At 60.1% G+C, this 19999-nt stretch carries 19 protein-coding genes; 15 read left to right on the forward strand and 4 right to left on the reverse strand.

What is annotated here, in order from left to right:
- Positions 1 to 149: 149 nt before the first annotated feature.
- The 13 genes from plsX (at position 150) to A0251_RS09345 (ending at position 13137) form a co-directional block, all read left to right on the forward strand.
- On the forward strand, positions 150 to 1175 hold the full coding sequence (plsX, locus tag A0251_RS09285; protein WP_062816567.1) for a phosphate acyltransferase PlsX: 1026 nt from the start codon (positions 150 to 152) through the stop codon (positions 1173 to 1175).
- Between the two features lie 90 nt (positions 1176 to 1265).
- Positions 1266 to 2195: an ACP S-malonyltransferase gene (gene fabD, locus A0251_RS09290; RefSeq protein WP_062816568.1), complete on the forward strand. Its 930-nt coding sequence runs from the start codon at positions 1266 to 1268 to the stop codon at positions 2193 to 2195.
- Positions 2196 to 2197: 2 nt separating this feature from the next.
- Positions 2198 to 2929 carry a 3-oxoacyl-ACP reductase FabG gene (gene fabG, locus A0251_RS09295; protein ID WP_062816569.1) on the forward strand — a complete coding sequence of 244 codons (732 nt, stop codon included), beginning with the start codon at positions 2198 to 2200 and terminating at the stop codon, positions 2927 to 2929.
- Between the two features lie 186 nt (positions 2930 to 3115).
- On the forward strand, positions 3116 to 3349 hold the full coding sequence (acpP, locus tag A0251_RS09300; RefSeq protein WP_035233967.1) for an acyl carrier protein: 234 nt from the start codon (positions 3116 to 3118) through the stop codon (positions 3347 to 3349).
- 236 nt (positions 3350 to 3585) lie between these two features.
- Entirely contained in the window at positions 3586 to 4824 is a 1239-nt protein-coding gene (gene fabF / locus A0251_RS09305; protein WP_197461898.1) for a beta-ketoacyl-ACP synthase II, read from the forward strand.
- Positions 4824 to 5624 carry an aminodeoxychorismate lyase gene (pabC, locus tag A0251_RS09310; RefSeq protein WP_062816571.1) on the forward strand — a complete coding sequence of 267 codons (801 nt, stop codon included), beginning with the start codon at positions 4824 to 4826 and terminating at the stop codon, positions 5622 to 5624. Before fabF ends, pabC begins: the two co-directional genes overlap by 1 nt.
- Before the next feature lie 171 nt (positions 5625 to 5795).
- A complete protein-coding gene (gene mltG, locus A0251_RS09315) occupies positions 5796 to 6854 on the forward strand; it encodes an endolytic transglycosylase MltG (protein WP_062816572.1) in 1059 nt (352 codons plus the stop codon).
- Complete coding sequence (gene tmk / locus A0251_RS09320; protein ID WP_062816573.1) at positions 6851 to 7477, forward strand: dTMP kinase; 627 nt, start codon at positions 6851 to 6853, stop codon at positions 7475 to 7477. The genes mltG and tmk overlap by 4 nt, the downstream gene beginning before the upstream one ends.
- On the forward strand, positions 7468 to 8475 hold the full coding sequence (locus tag A0251_RS09325; protein WP_062816574.1) for a DNA polymerase III subunit delta': 1008 nt from the start codon (positions 7468 to 7470) through the stop codon (positions 8473 to 8475). Before tmk ends, A0251_RS09325 begins: the two co-directional genes overlap by 10 nt.
- 90 nt (positions 8476 to 8565) lie before the next feature.
- Positions 8566 to 8913, forward strand: a complete 348-nt coding sequence (locus A0251_RS09330; RefSeq protein WP_062816575.1) for a PilZ domain-containing protein — start codon at positions 8566 to 8568, stop codon at positions 8911 to 8913.
- Positions 8914 to 9096: 183 nt separating this feature from the next.
- A complete protein-coding gene (locus A0251_RS09335) occupies positions 9097 to 9888 on the forward strand; it encodes a TatD family hydrolase (protein WP_062816576.1) in 792 nt (263 codons plus the stop codon).
- On the forward strand, positions 9885 to 11219 hold the full coding sequence (gene rmuC / locus A0251_RS09340; protein ID WP_062816577.1) for a DNA recombination protein RmuC: 1335 nt from the start codon (positions 9885 to 9887) through the stop codon (positions 11217 to 11219). The genes A0251_RS09335 and rmuC overlap by 4 nt, the downstream gene beginning before the upstream one ends.
- Before the next feature lie 280 nt (positions 11220 to 11499).
- Positions 11500 to 13137 (forward strand): trypsin-like serine protease, encoded by a 1638-nt coding sequence (locus tag A0251_RS09345; RefSeq protein WP_062816578.1) that lies wholly within the window; start codon positions 11500 to 11502, stop codon positions 13135 to 13137.
- Here the strand turns inward: A0251_RS09345 and A0251_RS09350 are convergent.
- The gene (locus A0251_RS09350; RefSeq protein ID WP_062816579.1) at positions 13102 to 13944 is read right to left on the reverse strand and encodes a hypothetical protein; all 843 of its coding nucleotides are present in this window, start codon (positions 13942 to 13944) and stop codon (positions 13102 to 13104) included. The two genes, A0251_RS09345 and A0251_RS09350, sit on opposite strands and share 36 nt — an antisense overlap.
- 33 nt (positions 13945 to 13977) lie before the next feature.
- On the reverse strand, positions 13978 to 15084 hold the full coding sequence (locus A0251_RS09355; protein ID WP_062816580.1) for an aminotransferase class V-fold PLP-dependent enzyme: 1107 nt from the start codon (positions 15082 to 15084) through the stop codon (positions 13978 to 13980).
- A 180-nt stretch (positions 15085 to 15264) separates the two neighbouring features.
- On the opposite strand from A0251_RS09355, the gene A0251_RS09360 reads away from it, so the two are divergent.
- Both A0251_RS09360 and A0251_RS09365 read left to right on the forward strand, forming a co-directional pair.
- Positions 15265 to 15900, forward strand: coding sequence for a TetR/AcrR family transcriptional regulator (locus tag A0251_RS09360; protein ID WP_082810820.1), 636 nt, complete (start codon positions 15265 to 15267; stop codon positions 15898 to 15900).
- Positions 15897 to 16448, forward strand: coding sequence for a DUF1285 domain-containing protein (locus A0251_RS09365; RefSeq protein ID WP_062816581.1), 552 nt, complete (start codon positions 15897 to 15899; stop codon positions 16446 to 16448). The genes A0251_RS09360 and A0251_RS09365 overlap by 4 nt, the downstream gene beginning before the upstream one ends.
- Before the next feature lie 157 nt (positions 16449 to 16605).
- Here A0251_RS09365 and A0251_RS09370 read toward each other — a convergent pair whose 3' ends face one another.
- Together A0251_RS09370 and A0251_RS09375 are read right to left on the reverse strand one after the other, a co-directional pair.
- Positions 16606 to 18312, reverse strand: a complete 1707-nt coding sequence (locus A0251_RS09370) for a bifunctional protein-serine/threonine kinase/phosphatase (RefSeq protein WP_062816582.1) — start codon at positions 18310 to 18312, stop codon at positions 16606 to 16608.
- Positions 18313 to 18347: 35 nt separating this feature from the next.
- Positions 18348 to 19817, reverse strand: coding sequence for a NarK family nitrate/nitrite MFS transporter (locus A0251_RS09375; protein ID WP_062816583.1), 1470 nt, complete (start codon positions 19815 to 19817; stop codon positions 18348 to 18350).
- Positions 19818 to 19999: the final 182 nt, after the last annotated feature.

The raw sequence follows: 19999 nt of genomic DNA on the forward strand, positions 1-19999 counted from the left end.
CCTGCACCTGTAAAGGCACCATGAAATCCTCCTTCGGGAGGATTTTTTGTAAGTGGTCATTTTTGTAAGCGAATAAGAAGTCACCATGTTTCCATGGGCGGAAATTTGTCAGAATGTCCGCCGCTGAATTGATAACAAGGAAACAGCCCATGTCGGTTGTGACGTTGGCGGTGGATGCCATGGGGGGAGATCACGGTCTGGCCGTGACAGTGCCTGCTGTGGCAACAATGCTTTCCCGCCAGGAACATCTGCACATTATTCTCGTTGGCCAGCCGGAACCGCTGGCTGACGCCATCAAAAAGGCCGGCCTTGATGGCCATCCCCGGGTGACGGTCCAGCCTGCCAGCGAACTGGTGGCCATGGATGATCCGGTGGCCGTGGCCCTGCGCCAGAAAAAAGACTCTTCCATGCGGGTGGCCATCAACATGGTCAAGGAAGGGCGTGCCCAGGCGGCTATCAGTGCCGGTAATACCGGCGCACTCATGGCCGTGAGCCGCTTTGTACTGAAAACCCTCCCCGGGGTGGATCGACCCGCCATCTGCACCGCCATTCCCACTGTCTCCGGTCACTGTCATATGCTGGACCTGGGCGCCAATGTGGATTCCGAGCCAGAGCACCTGTTGCAGTTTGCCCTCATGGGACAAGCCCTGGTCAATGCGGTGGATGGGGTACGCCATCCCCGGGTGGCCCTGCTCAATATCGGTGAGGAAGATATCAAGGGCAACGAGCAGATCAAGGACGCCGCTGCGCTGTTGCGGGATGCGCCAAACATCAATTACGCCGGCTTTATTGAAGGGGATGGCATCTTCGCCGGTGAGGCCGACGTGGTGGTCTGCGACGGTTTTGTGGGCAATGTGTCGCTCAAGACCATGGAAGGCGTGGCCAAGATGCTCAAGAACATGATCCGCGAGGAAGCAGAGCGTTCCTGGTTGCGCAAGCTTTCCGCCTTGCTGGCACTGCCGGTGTTCCGTGGCTTGAAATCGCGCATGGACCCGGACCGTTACAATGGCGCCAGCCTGGTTGGCCTGCGCGGCGTGGTGGTGAAAAGCCATGGCGGTACCACGGTGGAAGGCTTCACCAGCGCCCTGGAAGTGGCCGAAGTGGAAGCGCGCCGCAATGTGCCGGCGCTGATCCGCGATGCCCTGGCACCTGCGAGCAGCGGCACCGACGCCTGAAACAGTACATTAATACTTTGTTGCAGGGTGAGCCGGACAGCTAACGGCAAAGCCGGCATACTGCGACCTGCACTTTCAAGGGGATAGTGAATGTCCAAAACTGCTTTTATTTTTCCCGGTCAGGGCTCCCAGAGCCTTGGCATGCTTGCTGACTTTGCCGACCGCCCGGCGGTAAAGCAGACCTTCCAGGAAGCCTCCGGCGCCCTTGGCCTGGATATCTGGGCTCTCTGCCAGGAGGGCCCCCAGGACGCCCTGAACCAGACCGAAAATACCCAGCCCCTGTTGCTCACTGCCGGGGTGGCCCTGTGGCGGCTTTGGGAACAGAGCGGTGGTCCGCGCCCGAATCTGCTTGCCGGTCACAGCCTGGGTGAGTACACCGCGCTGACCTGTGCGGGTGTGATCAACCTGGGTGATGCCGTACGTCTGGTCCGTACCCGTGGACAGCTGATGCAGCAGGCCGTGGCCGAAGGAGAAGGCAAGATGGCGGCGGTGCTGGGTCTGGATGATGAACAGGTGCGTGCGGCCTGTGCCCAGGCGGCGGAAGGTGACGTGGTGGAAGCGGTAAACTTCAATGCGCCCGGTCAGGTAGTGATCGCCGGCTCCGCAGCAGCCGTGGAGCGCGCCATCTTCGCCTGCAAGGAAGCGGGTGCCAAGCGTGCCATGCCTCTGCCGGTCAGTGTGCCGTCCCACTGTGCGTTGATGAAACCGGCGGCGGACAAGCTGGCCGAAACGCTCAATGCCACCAATTTTCATGCTGCGGAAATGCCCGTGATCAATAATGTGGATGTGGCCATGGAAACCGCGCCGGAGCAGATCCGTGACGCGCTGATCCGTCAGCTCTATTCGCCAGTACGTTGGGTGGAAACCATTCAGGCGTTGAAAGAGCAGGGTGTGAGCCACGTTTATGAATGTGGTCCCGGCAAGGTGCTCAGTGGTCTGATCAAACGGATTGACCGGGAGATAACCGCTCACCCGCTGGAAACCGGGGATGCCTTTGACGCATCGCTGAAAGGGGAATAAGGATGTCAGAAAAGAAAATTGCACTGGTTACCGGTGCCAGTCGTGGCATCGGTCGCGCCATTGCCGATCAGCTGGTAACAGATGGCTTTTTCGTGGTTGGCACTGCCACTTCCGAAAAAGGGGCTGCGGCTATCGGTGAAGCGCTGGGCGCCAACGGTGCCGGCAAGGTGCTGAACGTGACCGACAAGGAATCTGTTGCCAGTACGGTAAAGAGCATCAATGATGAGTTTGGTGCACCCTTGGTGCTGGTGAATAACGCAGGGATTACCCGCGACAACATCATGCTGCGCATGAAAGATGACGAGTGGGAAGATGTCATCAACACCAATCTCAATTCCCTCTATCGGGTCAGCAAGGCCTGCCTCAAAGGCATGACCAAGGCGCGCTGGGGTCGCATTATCAATATCAGCTCCGTGGTCGGGACCATGGGGAACGCGGGCCAGGCGAACTATGCCGCTGCCAAGGGTGGGGTAGAAGGTTTCACCCGCGCATTGGCGCGGGAGCTTGGCTCACGTAACATCACAGTGAATTCCGTGGCGCCGGGCTTTATCCAGACGGACATGACGGAGGCCTTGCCAGAGGCGCAGAAGGACGCACTTCTGGCGGGTATTCCGCTGGCTCGTCTGGGGCAACCCGGTGAGATTGCCAGCGCGGTTGGCTGGCTTGCCAGTGACGGTGGCGGTTACGTCACCGGGACCACTTTGCATGTCAATGGCGGCATGTTTACCGGATAGCCCAATAAGTGGGCACCGGAGGGTTTCTGGAAAAGCGGTCTAATACACTGTTTTTACAGAAGAAAATATTTGGAAAAACTTGAAGTTGCAGCACTGGCTCGGTTGGGTTGCAAGCGCAAACAGCGTTCACCTAGAATAGCCGCTGACAGGTGCTAGCACACCATTAATCAGGAGAGTTATAGGATCATGAGCAGCATCGAAGAACGCGTACAGAAAATCATCGTTGAACAACTGGGTGTTAAGCCGGAAGACGTAAAATCAGAAGCGTCCTTCGTTGAAGATCTGGGTGCCGACTCCCTGGACACCGTTGAGCTGGTGATGGCCCTGGAAGAAGAGTTTGAAACTGAAATTCCTGACGAAGAAGCTGAGAAGATCAGCACCGTTCAGTCTGCTGTGGATTACATCAAGGCTCACAGCTGATTTCAGTCGTTCAGGCAGTATCAAGAAAGCCGCAAGGTTCCTCAGAACTTGCGGCTTTTTTGTTGCCGCTGAACAGGTCGTTCGGTTGTCATGAAAACCGGGCAGAATGAACGGCCCCATGGCTGGTCAAGCAAGGCCAGAATGTTGATTTTGCTTACATAACGGCGACGAGCAGATCGGCACTTTGTAGTAACCTTGTCGCTATTGCCGCAAAAATAATGGATGGAGGTATTCGGGTGACGTCACGGCGAGTAGTGATCACGGGTCTGGGAATGTTGACGCCGCTGGGAGCGGATGTGGCTTCCACCTGGGAAGGTATCAAGGCGGGCAAGAGCGGTATCCGCAATATCGATCACTTTGATACGGAAGCCTTTTCCACACGTTTTGCCGGGCTGGTTCCGGAATTCGACATTGCGGATTACCTGTCTCCGAAAGATGCCCGCAAGATGGATATCTTTATTCAGTACGGGCTTGTGGCGGCGATTCAGGCTATCCGTGACGCGGGCCTGGATATGGACAAGGAGGACGGTGACCGGGTCGGTGCGGCTTTTGGCTCCGGTATCGGTGGTCTGACCAACATTGAAGACAATCACGTCAAGATGCTGGACTCCGGCCCGCGCAAGCTGTCGCCGTTTTTTGTGCCTGGCACCATCATCAACATGATTGCCGGGAATCTGGCCATCATGTACGGCATGAAGGGGCCCAACGTGGCCATCACCACGGCCTGTACCACCGGTACGCACAATATTGGTTTTGCCGCCCAGCAGATCATGCTGGGCCAGGCAGACGTGATGGTCGCGGGCGGTTCCGAAAAAGGCTCCACGCCGCTGGGCCTGGGGGGCTTTGCGGCTGCCCGGGCACTGTCTACCCGTAATGATGATCCCCAGGGCGCCAGCCGTCCCTGGGACAAGGGGCGGGATGGTTTCGTACTGGCCGACGGCGCGGGTGCGGTGGTGCTGGAAGACTACGAACATGCCAAGGCCCGTGGTGCGACCATCTATGCGGAGTTGGCGGGTTTCGGCATGAGTGATGATGCTTATCACATCACTGCGCCGGCGGAAGGCGGTGTCGGGGCCATGAAGGCCATGGAAAATGCCCTGCGCAACGCCGGGGTTTCTGCCGATAAGGTGGATTATATCAATGCCCATGGCACCTCTACCCAGATGGGCGATCTGGCAGAAATTGCTGCCATCAAATCCCTGTTTGGTGCCCATGCCGAGAAGCTGGCGGTGAGCTCCACCAAATCCATGGTCGGTCACCTGCTGGGCGCGGCCGGGGCGGTGGAAGCCATTTTCTCCATCCTTGCCATTCGTGATTCCATCGCACCGCCCACCATCAACTTGCATGAACCGGACGAGGGCTGCGATCTGAATCTGGTGGCCAACAAGGCACAGCAGCGGAACATCGATTACGCCCTGTCCAATTCCTTCGGTTTCGGTGGCACTAACGGAACCCTGCTGTTCAAGAAGGTGTGATGCTCGATCCCCGTGACCGCGGACTGGCCTATGGCGATGGTCTGTTTGAAACCCTGAGAGTGACAGCCGAAGGGCGGGTTCCTCTCTGGGCGGGTCATCACCGGCGCCTGCAACAGGGAGTGCGGGCGCTGGGGTTGCCAGTGCTGCCGGAGTGTCGTTACCAGGCCGCCATTGCGGAAGGCGTCGCTGCCCTGGCAGGGAAGCCCGGTGTGGTCAAACTCACCCTGACCCGGGGGCCGGGAGGGCGGGGCTATCTGCCGCCCCCGGAGCCACAGCCAACCGTGTTGTGGCAGGCGGGTTCGCTACCGGTCTGGTCCGAGCCGCTGCGCAAGCAGGGCATCACAATGGGGCTCTGCGATGCCCCCCTGTATCCAGAGTCCCTGGCCGGGCTCAAGCATCTCAACCGACTTCCCCAAGTACAGGCTCGCCGTGAGGTGGCTCGTCAGGGCTGGCACGAAGGGCTGCTGCTCAGTTGCCGTCGCCAGCCCCTGGAAGCCACGGCGATGAATCTGTTTGCCCGCTTCGATGATCATTGGTGGACACCTGACTTGCAGGCCGCCCGAGCCGGCGTGGCCGGGGTAATGCGCCAGTGGCTCATGGCGCATCTGGCCGCGCGGGGGGAAACGGTGGCCTGTGATTTGAGGCCGCTGTCACAGCTTCACGGCGCTCGCGGTGTGTTTTTGTGCAACAGTGTTGTCGGCGTGCTCCCGGTGCGTAAACTGGCGCAATGGCAGTGGCCGGTGCTGGATTCAGTGTTGCAATTGCAACGCTCTGCCGACGCGCTTTTTCTGCCAGGATAAATCCGCGGGCAATCTGTGAGAGACAATCAGACGCAACCCGTCACTTGCCGACGAAAGCGCCTCTGAATGGTCTGGGCTTTCCGCTCAGCTCCCTGTTATCCGCAGTGCTATCGTTACCACTTTGGCAAAGTATTTATTTCATTCGGCAACACAGGCCCTACAATTTCTCTCATGCGTAAAAAAATTCGAATTTTCGGACTGCTGGTGGTGTTGCTGGTGGTCGCCATTCCGTTGGCGGCGGCCTGGGTCAGCAGTTACCTGCATCAACCTCTGCCGCTGTCTGAACCCGAGGTGGTGGAGGTGCCCCGGGGAGCGGGGTTGAGTCGTGTGCTGCTTGGTCTGAAAAAGCAGGGTTTGCTGGGCGACGGCTATCCGGCGGAATTCCGGCGTCTGGGGGCACGGCTTTACAGCAGCCTGACCGACATGGATGGGCGTATGCATGTGGGGGAATACCGTCTGCAGCCCGGTGACTCCTTGCTCAGCCTGCTGGAAAAAATGGATCGCGGTGAAGTGATTCAGCGCAGTCTGACTCTGGTAGAAGGCTGGAACTTTCGTGAGCTGCGTGTGCGTCTGGCCGCTCAGGATACCCTGACGCATACCCTGGACAGTCTTACCGATGACCAGATCATGGAAAAGCTGGGCCGTCCGGGTCAGCACCCGGAAGGCTGGTTTGCCCCGGAAACCTACTTTTATACCCGTGGCACCTCGGATCTGACTCTTCTGCGCCGGGCCCTGGAACGACAGGAAGCACTCCTGGAAGAGGCCTGGTCACAGAGAGACGACGACCTGCCCATCGACAGCCCCTACGAGGCTCTGATCCTGGCGTCCATCATCGAAAAGGAAACCGGAGTGCCCGATGAGCGCCCGGAAATTGCCGGTGTCTTTACCAACCGCTTGCGCAAGGGCATGCGTCTGCAGACCGACCCCACGGTGATTTACGGGATGGGCGAGGCCTACGACGGCAACATCCGCCGTTCCGACCTGCGCCGGCCCACCCCCTACAACACCTATACGATTTCCGGGTTGCCACCCACGCCCATCGCCATGCCCGGACAGGAAGCCATTCTCGCAGCGGTACAGCCGGCGCAAACCGAATCCCTGTATTTTGTCGCCCGGGGGGATGGCAGCCATTACTTCTCGAAAACCCTGGCCCAGCACCAGAAGGCGGTTCGCGATTATCAACTGCGCCGCCGGGAAGGCTATCGTTCCTCGCCGGGAGGCGCGCAATGAGGGGACGCTTCATTACTCTGGAGGGCGGCGAAGGGGCCGGCAAGAGCAGCAATCTGGACTGGCTTGCGGAACGGTTGCGGGCGGCCGGCAAGACCGTGCTGATCACCCGCGAGCCGGGCGGCACCCCGCTGGCGGAAAACATCCGCCATGTGCTGCTGGCGCCAACGGATGAAAAAATGGCGGATGACACCGAGTTGCTGCTGGTATTTGCCGCCCGGGCCCAGCATCTGGCAGAAAAGATCCGCCCGGCACTGGAGCGGGGCGACTGGGTACTGAGCGACCGTTTTGTGGATGCCACCTGGGCCTACCAGGGTGCTGGGCGCGGCCTCAACCGTGATGCCATCGCCCGCCTGGAGCAGCTGGTGGTTCGCGATACCCGACCGGATATGACCTTGCTGTTTGATGTGCCGGTGGAGGTGGGCATGGCCCGGGCCGGCAAACGGGCGGCGCTGGATCGTATCGAGCAGGAAGACAGCGCGTTTTTCGAACGGATTCGCCAGTGCTATCTGGAGCGGGCTGGCAACGAACCGGACCGCTTTCGGGTGCTGGATGCCTCATGTGATCTGGAGCAGGTCCGTACCCGGTTACAGCCATTGCTGGAGGAAATGCTTACGTGGAAGTAACCCGAGCCCGTATCCAGGTGCCTTGTCCCTGGCATCAGGACACCATGGCCCAGCTGCTGGACCAGCATCAGCAGGGGCGCCTTCCCCATGCGCTGCTGATCAGTGGTGCCAGGGGGATTGGCAAGTTACGCCTGGCCGAGTCTCTGGCGCAGACGCTGCTCTGTGAAAAACCGGCCGGTGGGTTGCCCTGTGGGCAGTGCCAGGGGTGCCAACTGAGCACCGCTGGCACGCACCCGGACCTGCACCGGCTCAGCCCGGAAGACAACAGCCGGGCCATCAAGATCGATCAGGTGCGTAAACTGGTCGGGTTTGCCACCCGCACAGCCCAATACAGCGGCTACCGGGTAGCAATCGTGGCACCCGCGGAAGCGCTCAACCGCAACGCCCAGAATGCCCTGTTAAAAACTCTTGAAGAGCCTGGCGGGCAAACCTTGCTGTTGCTGGTCTGTGATCAGCCGACCCTGCTGCTGCCGACGATTCGCAGCCGCTGTCAGCAGCGTATCCTGCCGCTGCCGCCTTATGAGCAGGCGCTGGAATGGTTACAGAATCAGGTGGGGGAGAGTGCTGGCCCGTTGCTGGATGCGGCCCAGGGGGCGCCCCTGCGGGCCCTGGCCCTGGAGCAGTCGGAGTGGTTTGCCGACCGGGCCCGTTTGCTGGAAGTTCTGGTGTCGGTGGCGGAAGGCCGCCAATCCGTGGCCCAGGCCTCGCCGATCTTGTCCAGGCATGATCCCACGGAAATGGCCGGGGTGATCTACGGCTGGTTGTCCCGGTGCCTGCATCAGGCCTACTCCGGGCAGCAAAGCGCGGATCCGTCCCTGGCGCCGTTGCTGGCCCGATTGTCCCGGGCGGTGCCACCGGCCCGTCTGCTGCGGGCGGCTCAGCGGGTTCTCGAGGGTCGGCGGGCGTTGATGTCCGGGGCCAACCCCAACAAGGATCTGCTCTACGAACAGTGGCTGCTGGTGCTGGTGGGCGTTGACGCTGCGGCAGCAGCCCACTAATCTTCACCCTATTAATAATAAAGTCTTACGGGTTGTGGCATGTTGCTGGCGCGCTTGTCTCCAGCCCGTATGTGATACGAGGCACCCCCTATGAAAATGCCCGGCGGCCGCAGCGGCATCCTGTCGCTTTCCATCAAGGACAAGGCAGTACTGTATTCCGCTTACATGCCTTTTATCACCAATGGCGGCCTGTTCATTCCCACCGACAAGCAGTACAAGCTGGGCGAGGAAATCTTCCTGCTGCTCAACATCATGGATGAGCCGGACAAGATCCCGGTGGCCGGCAAGGTGGTCTGGATCACCCCCAAAGGGGCCCAGGGCAACCGCAGTGCCGGCATCGGCGTGCAGTTTTCCGATCAGGACGACACGGCCCGGGTGACCATTGAAAACCACCTGGCCGGCTCGCTGGAGTCTGATCGCCCGACCCATACCATGTAGGGTGTCGGACCTCTGACGTCGGAAGCGGCAAAAGCCTGAAACCGCATTCAAGCGCTTCGCAGATCAAAAGCGGCAATTTCCCGGTGGGTATTGCCGTTTTTTGCGTCAGGCCCCTGTCCCCGGACGTCGTGCGTAGGGTCTGTCTACGCTACAATGCCCGCGTTTGTCATGCCGGAGCACTGAATGTCTGACGTCGCTTTTGTGGATTCCCACTGCCACCTGGATCGCCTCAATCTGGACGCCCATAACGGGGATTTTGACGCCATGATGGCCGCCACCGCCGAGGCCGGCGTGAGCCACATGTTGTGCATCGGGGTGGATCTGGAAAGCTTTCCGGATGTGCAGGCACTGGCCGAGCAGCATGACCATGTGTTCGCCAGTGTCGGTGTGCATCCGCTGTACAAGGAATCCCGCGAGCCCCAGGTCCAGGAACTGGTGGAGAGGGCGACCCATCCCAAGGTAGTGGCGATCGGTGAGACCGGACTGGATTATTTCTATGCCAAGGAGCAGCGGGACTGGCAACAGCGTTATTTCGTAGCGCATATTCAGGCGGCCCGGGAGACGGGGCTGCCACTGGTCATCCATACCCGTGGTGCCAAGGACGATACGCTGGCGTTGCTGAGAGAGCATGGTCAGGGGCAGGTGCGCGGTGTGCTGCATTGCTTTACCGAAGACCTGGACATGGCGCAGCAGGCCATCGAACAGGGGTTCTATATTTCCATCTCGGGGATCATCACATTTCGCAATGCTGAAAGCCTGCGTGACACCGTCAAAGCCTTACCGCTGGAGCGGCTGCTGATCGAAACCGATTCTCCCTGGCTGGCCCCGGTACCGTTCAGGGGCAAACCCAACGAGCCTCGCTATGTGGCCCAGGTGGCCGAGTGTGTGGCCGAGCTGAAAGGCATTTCCGTGGACGAACTGGCGCGGATTACCCGCGATAACTTCTTCACTCTCTTCAACAAGGCGCAACCATGAACCCGAATCTGATGCTGGGGCTGGCAGCGCTTGGCGGCGCGGTCTTTGCGGCATTGCTGGTGCTGTTGATGGAGCGTCGTCGCAGTGCTGCCCGGGAAGCGGAACTGGTAAGCCAGAAACAGGCCCTGTCCGAGCCCCTGGCCCAGGTGCCACTGCTGCGTGAGCAGCTGGAAACCAGTCAGCGCCGTTTGCAGGACAGTGAGTCCCGTCTGCAGCAGCTGGCCTCGGACAAGGCGCGACTGGAAGAACGGTTGGCCGGGCAGGAAGAGAAACTGACCTTTGCCGAAAAGAGCCGCGAACAGCTCAAGCAGGAATTCGAAAACCTGTCCGCGCGAATTTTCGAGCAGCGTGGCAAACAGCTGCAGGAGCAACAGCAGCAGGGCCTGGACGGCATGCTCAAGCCATTCCGTGAGCAGCTGGCAGACTTCCGCCGCCGGGTGGATCAGATCCACAGCGATGAAACCCGGGCCCAGGCCTCGTTGATTGAACAACTGAGCCAGTTGCGCAGCCTCAACCAGCAAATGCACGAGGACGCCCGTAACCTGACCGATGCCTTGAAAGGGCAGGTGAAGACCCAGGGGAACTGGGGGGAAATGATCCTTGAGCGGGTGCTGGAATCCTCCGGGCTGACCCGTGGGCGCGAGTATGAAACCCAGGTCACCCTGAAAGACGACAGTGGCCAGCGCCGTCTCCCCGATGCCATCGTTCATCTGCCCGAGAACAAGGATGTGGTGATCGATGCCAAGGTCTCTCTGGTGGCCTATGAGCGATTGTCATCAGCCTCCACCAGCGAAGAGCGGGAACAGGCCCTGCGAGATCATCTGATGTCCCTGCGCAGTCATATCAAGGGCCTGGATATCAAGGATTACAGCGGCCTGGAAGGTATTCGCAGCCTGGATTTCGTGCTGCTGTTCATTCCCATCGAGGGGGCCTTCATGGTGGCCATGGAGCAGGACTCCAGCCTCTACACCGATGCCTTTGCCCGCAATATCGTCCTGGTCAGCCCCACCACCTTGCTGGTCACGTTGCGGACTATCCAGAACATCTGGCGTTACGAATACCAGAATCGTAATGCCCTGGATATTGCCGACCGCGCCGGAAAAATCTGTGACCAGGTGTCCCTGGTAACGGAATCCCTGGACGACGTTGGCGACAAGCTTGCCAAGGCAACCTCCTCCTGGGAGCAGACCCGCAAGCGCCTGACCACGGGTAACGGTAATCTGTTGCGTCAGGCCCATCAGTTGAAAGATCTGGGTGCCAAGGCGCGACGCAACCTGCCGTCTCCGGAAGAGGACGATGACGCAGGCGTGCAAGACGACCGTACCGACTGACGGGTCAGTCGGACAATCCGGTGTGAAACTTGTAAAAGCTTGCCTTCATATAAAGCGTTTTGCATTATAAAAATGTGCATTAAAAATAAATGCAAAATGACGCGATCTGTCGCTAAATGCGACAAAAATAGCCACAAAATGACTGGACTGGGTGGTCATTTTTAACGATCTTCTGGCACCTGGGTGCCATCGTTCTAATATCAGAACCAGGTCACAGGTATAAGGCAAATTCCTTAGTTAGTATCGGTTGCGTAACGAAACGCTAACTGAGGGTAATTTTATGTATCGTTTGATGGTCTCCTTGTTGCTGGGGGCAGGTCTGGTTCAGACGGTATCGGCGTTGGATGCCCAGCCCCGGGTGGTCGGGGGACAGGATGTCACACAGGTGCGGCCGTGGATGGCCGAGGTGGAAATCAGCCGGTCCGGCAATCCCGCTTACACGTCGACACTGTGTGGCGGCACCCTGATTGCCCCCCGCTGGGTGCTGACCGCAGCTCATTGTGTGGATAACGTGCAGGCAAACATGCTGTTTGTTTCCCTGGGCAGCGTGAACCGCAACACAGCTGCAACCCCCGAGCGGCTGGCGGTTACCGATCTGCAGCTGCATCCGGCCTACAATGCTGCCCAGTTCCATAATGATCTGGCCTTGCTCCAGTTGGCGTCTCCTAGCCGGTTTGCACCGCTGGATATGGCCAAGCCCCATATCGTTACCGGGCTTGCCGCAGGCAGCCACGATGAGGTTCTGGAGGTGCTGGGCTGGGGCTCCACCACGCCGGATGGCTATGCCCTGACAGACACCCTGCAAAAGGCGGATCTGGACTTCGTGCCACAGGACTATTGCGCCAGCCAGTGGAGTAGCCTGACCAATAATCAGATCTGCGCCGGTGAGATGAACCCAAAGGGCCAGAAACAGGATTCCTGTCGGGGTGACAGCGGCGGCCCGCTGGTTTATCACAACGAAGACCAGCAATGGTTGGTGGGCGTCACCAGCTATGGTCATGAAACCTGTGCCACCAATGGTGTGCCCGCGGTCTATACCCGTGTCGACCGCTACTTGCCCTGGCTGGAGGAAACCACCTCCGGTGGGCTGGTGGATCTGCAGGCCGAGGGCCTCAACGGTGATCAGTACCGCAACACGGGCAGTTCGGTGACCCTGTACCCGCGCATTGCCAACACCAGTACGCGCACGGATGCACGCAATGTGGGCCTGCGTATCGAGCACAAGCCCGGGCTGTCCGTATCGGTGCCGGGCCTGTCCTGCCGCACCTACACGGGGTATACCGATTGCCGCAACAGCCTGTTCCTGGCATTGGGGCAGAGCAGCGGCAGCTATGCCATGACCCTGAAGGCCTCCAGCCGCTGGGCCGATCAGGTACGGGTAAGTCCGATCAGTGATGCCTACGATTACTTCAGCCTGCGCAGTGAAGCGTTCAATCTGGTCTTCAGCAACGAGCCCAATGTGGTGCTTAGCCTGGCCTCCAACCGGGGTAGCGACGGCCATGTGCGCGTCAGTGCCCAGGTTCGCAATGCGGCGACCCATCAGAGTGCTGCCCGGGTAAGAGTGAGTTTTGCATTACCCAGTGGTTGGCAGACCGTGCAGTTGCCGGAAAACTGCAGCGGCAGCCGCACGGTTCAGTGCGGACTGGGGGATTTGTCTGCGGGCCAGTCCGCGGCGCAGCAACTGGTGCTGTCGGGCCAGGGCTATGATGCCATGACTGTGCAGGTGTGGACCGATAACGGGGATTTTCCCACCGGCGATAGCAAGGCCTACACCCGCCCGGCGCAAGCCCGCAGTGCAAGCACGGCGCCCAGCACGGCGCCGGACAGTGGCGGTGGCGGCGGCGGTGGGGGTGGCAGCCTGTCGTTGCTGGCGCTGCTGGGGCTAGCCCTGGTTGCCGGTCGTCGGTTCTACCAATGACAGGTGCCGCTGGCGCTCCGGCGCCAGCGCGCCCTGGTTGCCTTTCCAGGGCACGGCATCCATTCCCCTGGGAATTTCCGTTAACTGGAAGGGGGCCTTGACGATCTCGAAGTAGGGGGAGTGGTCGAAATCGGCGGCGGTGATGGCCCGGGGCTGTAGCCGCAGCAGGCGGCTGCCGGCGCGATCTTCCTTGACCAGCGGCAGCACCGGGAATTGCACAAAGCTGAACGCATCGGCGACCACGGTGCCAGTCAGCGCCCGCACCAGCTCTCCGGCCCAGCGCCGGAAAATATTGAGGCGCCAACGCAGCGGCAGCCATCGCCACGGCATCAGGGTCAACAGTGCCAATGCCGCCCAGGACTGGCTGCCACCGGCGCCGATCCGGCTGATCGCATAGCGCAATACGTCCTGTGCCTCATTGTCACTGAGTCCCTGGGCCCGGCAGACACGGATCTGCCGGCCTTCAAGGGCAGACAGCGGTTCCACGATCAGCCCCCGTTCCAGCCGCGCATCAATTACCAGCTGGGTATCCGGTTCGCAGGGGGTGTAGTCCGCCAGCAGCGCGCGCAGGGCCGGGTCTGCCACATCATGAAGCCGGCCGATGTAAAGCACCGCCCGGGCAAAACGGCTGTCACCAATGACCTTGAAGGTACGGTCAACGTTGCTGTGGCCGGCTACCAGGAGTACGTCACAGGGTTTGATCACCGTACGCAGGCTGTCCAGGTCGGCACTGGGCTGGCCACTGAACGGCTCGTCCCGTTGCAGGCGACGGCAGATCCATTGGTAGAAGGCCAGTTGTCGACTCATGGTGACTCCGGGGATGAAAAGAAGCTCAGCAGCTTACAACAGGGCCAGGGCCCGGTCGATGACCGAATAGTCGGTATAGAAATGGGGTGAGAATCGTACCCCGCCGCCCCGTTCCGCACAGACCACACCGGCCTGGCGCAGACGCTGGAAGGTCTTTGCCGGCGTTTCCTCCGGCAAGCTGAAGGTGACAATGCCGGCCCGCCGCTGCGGTTCCGCAGGGCTGAGCAGAGTCGCTCCGCGCTCGCCCAGTCCGTCGATCAGTCGCTGCACCCGGTCCTGCAGAGCCGCGGCCACCTGGGCCATGCCTTCTTCCTCGAGCAGGGAAAGGGAGGCCTCCAGCGCATGGGCCCCCAGCATATTGGGGCTGCCGCATTCGAAACGGCGGGCATTATTGGCCACTTGCCAGTCGGTGGTGGTGTAATTCCCCGCATTGGCCACCATATGCCAGCCATGCTGGCGCAGGGTCAGCCGGTCTTGCACGTCCTGGCGGCAATAAAACAATGCCAGCCCCTCCGGGCCCAGCATCCACTTGTGACCATCCGCCACCACGAAATCTGCCTTCGCCTGTTCCGCGGAGAAGGGCAGGGCTCCGAGGATCTGGATGGCATCCACACAGAACAGGATGTCCCGTTCCCGGCAGGCTGCGCCGATGGGCGCCATGTCCATCCGCAGACCGGTGCCATACTGCACGGCGGAGAGCGAGACCAGCCGTGTCCGGGGCCCCAGCGCATCGATGACCGCCTGTTCCGGCCGGGCCGTATCCAGGCCCACGGTAACCACCTCGACACCTTGATCCGCCAGCGCTTCCCAGGGAATACGGTTGGAAGGGAACTCCTGATCGCTGATCACGACCTGGTCACCGGCCTGCCAATCAATGCCCTGGGCAATCACTGATAAACCCTCGGAGGTATTTTTCAACAGGGCGATCTCGTCGGTGCTGACGCCGCCAATGAGCCAGGACAGGCGTTCGCGCAGGCGTTGCTCCACTTTCAGCCACTGGGGGTAATCACGGGCACCGATCTCACAGTTCTGACGGGCGAATTCCGCCACCGCATGGCGGCTACGTGCGGGCCAGGGCGCCACCGCCGCATGGTTCAGGTAAAGCAGGTCTTCACGGTGGGGAAATTCCGGGTGAGCCATGATGCCTCCATGCTGGGCGAGTGTGTCATGACGCTATGCTAACCCCTGTGGTATTTCCATCAATACAAGCCTGTGTTTATAAAAAGGGAATACGTTAGAATTGCGGGAGTTAGGAGCCTCTGATCAGAGGTTTCTCAAACCGTCCTTACGTCTGGTATGACGGGTTCGAAGGAGAAATTGATGGGTGACCTGGAAAAAGCCACGCGCAAGGCGCAGGAATTTCGTCAACGGGAGCGACAGATTCTCGATGCAGCCCTTGAACTGTTTCTGGAAGAGGGCGAAGACCGTGTGACCGTGGAAATGATTGCTGACCGGGTCGGTATCGGCAAGGGCACCATCTACAAGCACTTCGAGACCAAGAACGAGATTTACCTGTTGCTGATGCTCCGTTATGAGGAGGATCTGGCTGAGGTGTTCCAGAGCATTTCCGGTGGCGACGACAAGGAGAGACTGGCGCGGGAGTATTTCCGTTTCCGGATCAGTGACCCCAAGCGCTACCAGTTGTTCGACCGCCTTGAGAACAAGGTGATCAAGGATCATGCCCTGCCGGAGCTGGTGGACAAGTTGCACCGCATTCGCGAAGCCAACTTTGCCCGCCTGACGGATATCGTCAAGGCGCGCATTGCCGAAGGCTCCCTGGAAGATGTGGACCCGATCTACCATATCTGCTCCGCCTGGGCGCTGGCCCATGGGGCGGTGGCGTTGATGGAATCCCCGTTCTACCAGAAGCTCATCGATGACAAGGACGACTTCCTGGATTTCCTGATCGAGATCGGCATCCGCATGGGCAACAAGGGCCAACGGGGGCCGCGATGAAACAGGCGGAAGAACTGCTGGCACTCCTGGAGAAAGCGGACAAGGATGAAAGCGGCCTGCCGCCGGTGCACCAGTGGCAGCCGGAGCGCCATGCGGATATCGACATGCGTATTGCCAGGGATGGCACCTGGTACTATCAGAATTCCCCCATCCAGCGTGAACGCATGGTGGCCCTGTTTTCCACCATCTTGCTGCGCGAAGGCGATGACTACTTCCTGATTACCCCGGTGGAAAAACTGCGCATCCAGGTGGACGATGCCCCCTTTGTGGCGGTGGAAGTGCAGCGTGTGGAAGAGGGCGGGGTCAACAAACTGGTCTTCACCACCAATGTGGGCAGCCATGTGGTCGCCGGCGACAACCATCCCCTGCGGGTGGAAACCGACCCGCAAACCGGCGAACCGTCACCGTATCTGCTGGTCCGGGAAAACCTGGAAGCCCTGATCGGACGGTCCGCGTTCTATCAGCTGGTGGACTGGGCGGTTGAGGAAAACGGGAAGCTGTTTGTGGAGAGCAATGGTCGGCGATTTGAGTTGGGCAGCTTAGGGTAATTAATAGTTAATAATGAATAATTAATAGCTGCGCGATAAGTGTGTCGTCGTAACAGAAACGCATGAGGCCGCGCCCAGGATATGGGCGCGGCCTCATGCGTTGCACACAAGATCATCCGGTATCGCGCATTATTAATTATTAACTATTCATTATTAATTATCTCGTCGCCACACTAATCAACAACAACACCCCCAGCACAATACTGATGCCTTTCCAGATGCGCAGTTGCCGGATGTCGTTGTCGATGACCGGTTTGCGGCTGCGTACCGGGCGGCGCAGGGCATCGCGGAATTCGGCGGCATCGGTGAAGCGTTGTTTGGGTTGGTGTTGCAGGGCGATCTGCAGCACGTTGTTGATCCACAGGGGCACGAAGGCGTTGTGGCCCTGCAGGGGCGGAAGGGGTCGATGGGCGGACTTTTCGTAGCGGCCCTGCCAGGGCAGCGATCCGGTGAGCATTTCATGAATGATCACCGCCACGGAAAACAGATCGCTCTGTTCGCTGGGGGCGACGCCATCCAGCAGTTCCGGGGCGCTGTAATCCCGGGTGCCAAGGGGAATGCCGGCATTGTGTTGCTCCATGCCACGACAATGGCAACTCCCGAAATCCACGATGCGAACCAGCCCGCGGGTATCCACCATGATGTTGTCCGGCTTCAGGTCGCCATGGATCACATCGGCCCGGTGCAGGGCGCGGACCCCGTTGAGCAACTGGTCCGCCAGATACAGTTTTTCTTCCACGGCCACATCCGGATGTTCCTTCAGCCACTGTTGCAGGGTGACGCCGTCAATGAACTCCAGATGCTGATACAGGCAGCTGGGGTTGTCCGGCAGCGGCAGGGTGTGCAGCAGGTGGGCATTGCGCAGTCGCTGGCCCACCCAGCCTTCCATGACAAAGCGCTCCAGCGCATCCCGGTCATCTTCCAGGTTTACCGACGGCGTCTTCAATACCGAGGGTTTGCCACTGTCATCCTCCACCAGATACAGATGGCTGCGCACACTGGCGTAAAGCTCCCGCTTCACGGTGAAACCGTCCAGGCGGATACCCGGGCTTAACGGGGGCGGCAACGGCAGGCTGCCGCGCTGGCGCAGGGCTTCGTCGGCGCTGGCGTCCGGCAGGCCATCCACCTGCAGTACCTGACAGCTCAGGTTGTCATCACTGCCACTGGCCAGGGCCGCTTCTACCAGGCTGCGGGCGGCCACCTCCGGCTGGCCACTGGCGCGGACGATGCCCTGCATGCGGGAACGTGACAGGAAACCGTGGACCCCATCACTGGTGAGCAGGAACACATCGCCCACCTGCAAGTCGCTGCTGCTGTAGTCCACATCCAGGCGGGTATCGCCGCCCATCACCCGCGTAAGCACCTGACGGTTGTCACCGATGATACGGCTGTGGTCCCGGGTCAGGCATTCCAGTCGCTCATTACGCAGCCGCCAGATGCGGGAATCCCCCACCTGAAACAGATGCGCCGTGCGTGAGCGAAGAATCAGCAATGACAGGGTGCAAAGGTGGCTCTCGCCGGCCAGTGTCTGACGGCAGAGCCAGCGATTCAGCGCTTCCAGCACCCGCTGTGCAGAGCGTGGCACACTCCACAGCGATGGCGTTGCGTAGTAATCATTGATGAATCCCAGTACGCAGGACTCCGCCGCCTCCCGGGCGGCACCGGCACTGGACAGGCCATCGGCCAGGGCGGCCACAATACCCTTGGTACGTAACAGTGGGCCCTCGGGAATCTGCATGGCCAGAGCATCCTGGTTATGCAGCTTGGGCCCCGGATCGCTGTATTGGCCGATGCGAACCTGCGGGTGCAGGTCCGGTTCGGCGGCGGCTTCCGGAGCGGTAGCGGTGGCGCTGGCTACATCCATGATCAAAACTCCTGTGTATGACGTGGCGGAGAGACTCAGCCCACCTCAATAAGCTGAACGTCGCCTTTTTCGTCGATTTCCGCAATATGCCCCTTGGGTTCATCCAGAAACTGCACGGCGGCCAGGGCCACGGCCGCGCTGGCGGCAATCACCAAGAAGAAGGTGGACGGATCCACAAAGGTCAGCACGGTCAGGAAGATCACGGCGCCGGCATTGCCGTAGGCACCCACCATACCGGCGATCTGACCGGTAAGGCGGCGCTTGATCAGCGGCACGGTGGCAAATACGGCCCCTTCGCCAGCCTGCACAAAGAAGGAACAGCACATGGTCGCAATCACCGCCAGGGCAATGGGCCAGCTGCTGCCGATCTGGCTCATCAGGCCGTAACCCACCATCAGCCCGCAGAGCAGGATCGCCAGGGATTTCTTGCGACCGAACTTGTCGGAGACCCAGCCGCCACCGGGACGAGCGACCAGGTTCATAAAGGCATAGCCGGAGGCCAGTAGACCGGCGGTGACCGCGCTCAGGCTGAAGGTATCGGTAAAGAACAGCGGCAGCATGGACACCACTGCCAACTCGGAGCCAAAGGTCACCATGTAGGCCAGGTCCAGAATCGCCACCTGCTTGAAACTGTAGCGGTCGTGTTCAGGAACCCCTTCCTTGAGGTGATCACGGTTGACCCGCCAGGCCTGACCGAGCTGTATCACGGCCAGGCTGATAATCAGTGCTGCCAACAGTAACTGGGTGGTCTGGCCAAACAGATTCAGGTTGGTGGGGCCCAGGCGCCAGACGATGACAAGCAGGGCAATGTACAGCGGCAGGCTCATGGCCAGATAAAAGAACAGGTCCTTCTTGCTGCTCACTTCCAGGGCGCTGGCTTTCTTCGGCTTGAAGTAGGACGCCCCCTGGGGCGTGTTGCGTGCCCGCCACAGGAAAAAGGTGCCATAGAGGAAGGACACGGCACCGGTGGTGGCAATGGCCCAGCGCCAGCCGTTTTCGCCGCCATAGAGGAGAGCCAGGGAGGGCAGGGTAATCGCCGCGGCAGCGGAGCCGAAGTTGCCCCAGCCCCCGTAAACGCCTTCCGCGAGGCCCACTTCCCGGGCCGGAAACCACTCGCTGATCAGGCGGATGCCCACCACGAAGCCGGCCCCCACAAACCCCATCAGCAGACGGGTGACCGCCAGCTGTTCATAGCTGGTGGAAAGTGCGAAGGCCCAGCAGGGGAGCGCGGCCAGCATCAACAGTGAGCCAAACACCAGTCGGGGACCGAAGCGGTCCACCAGTGAGCCGATGATCACCCGTGCAGGAATGGTCAGGGCCACGTTAAGTATCAGCAACGCCTTTATCTGGTCCGGGCTCAAATCGAAGGCTTCCCGAAGGTGCCCCATTAATGGCGCATGGGAAAACCAGACAACAAAGGTAATAAAGAACGCCAGCCAGCTCAGGTGCAACAGGCGGATACGCGGCGCGGACAGGTTCAACAGATTCAGCTTTTGATCGCTCATGACTTCTCCATGCATGGGCGGTTAACGACGGGCTGATCTGAGCAACTCCTGTGCCACCTTGGTAAGTGACTGTTTTCAATAAAATAAAATGAAATGCAGCCGCAATCAGACAATCCCTGTGCGCAATTGCGGAGCGTTTTTGTGCCATGGCAGTGCACGAAAAAATGCATTTTTCTCGTGCA

The sequence above is a fragment of the Alcanivorax sp. NBRC 102024 genome, assembly GCF_001602235.1.
Classification (GTDB): Bacteria; Pseudomonadota; Gammaproteobacteria; order Pseudomonadales; family Alcanivoracaceae; genus Alcanivorax.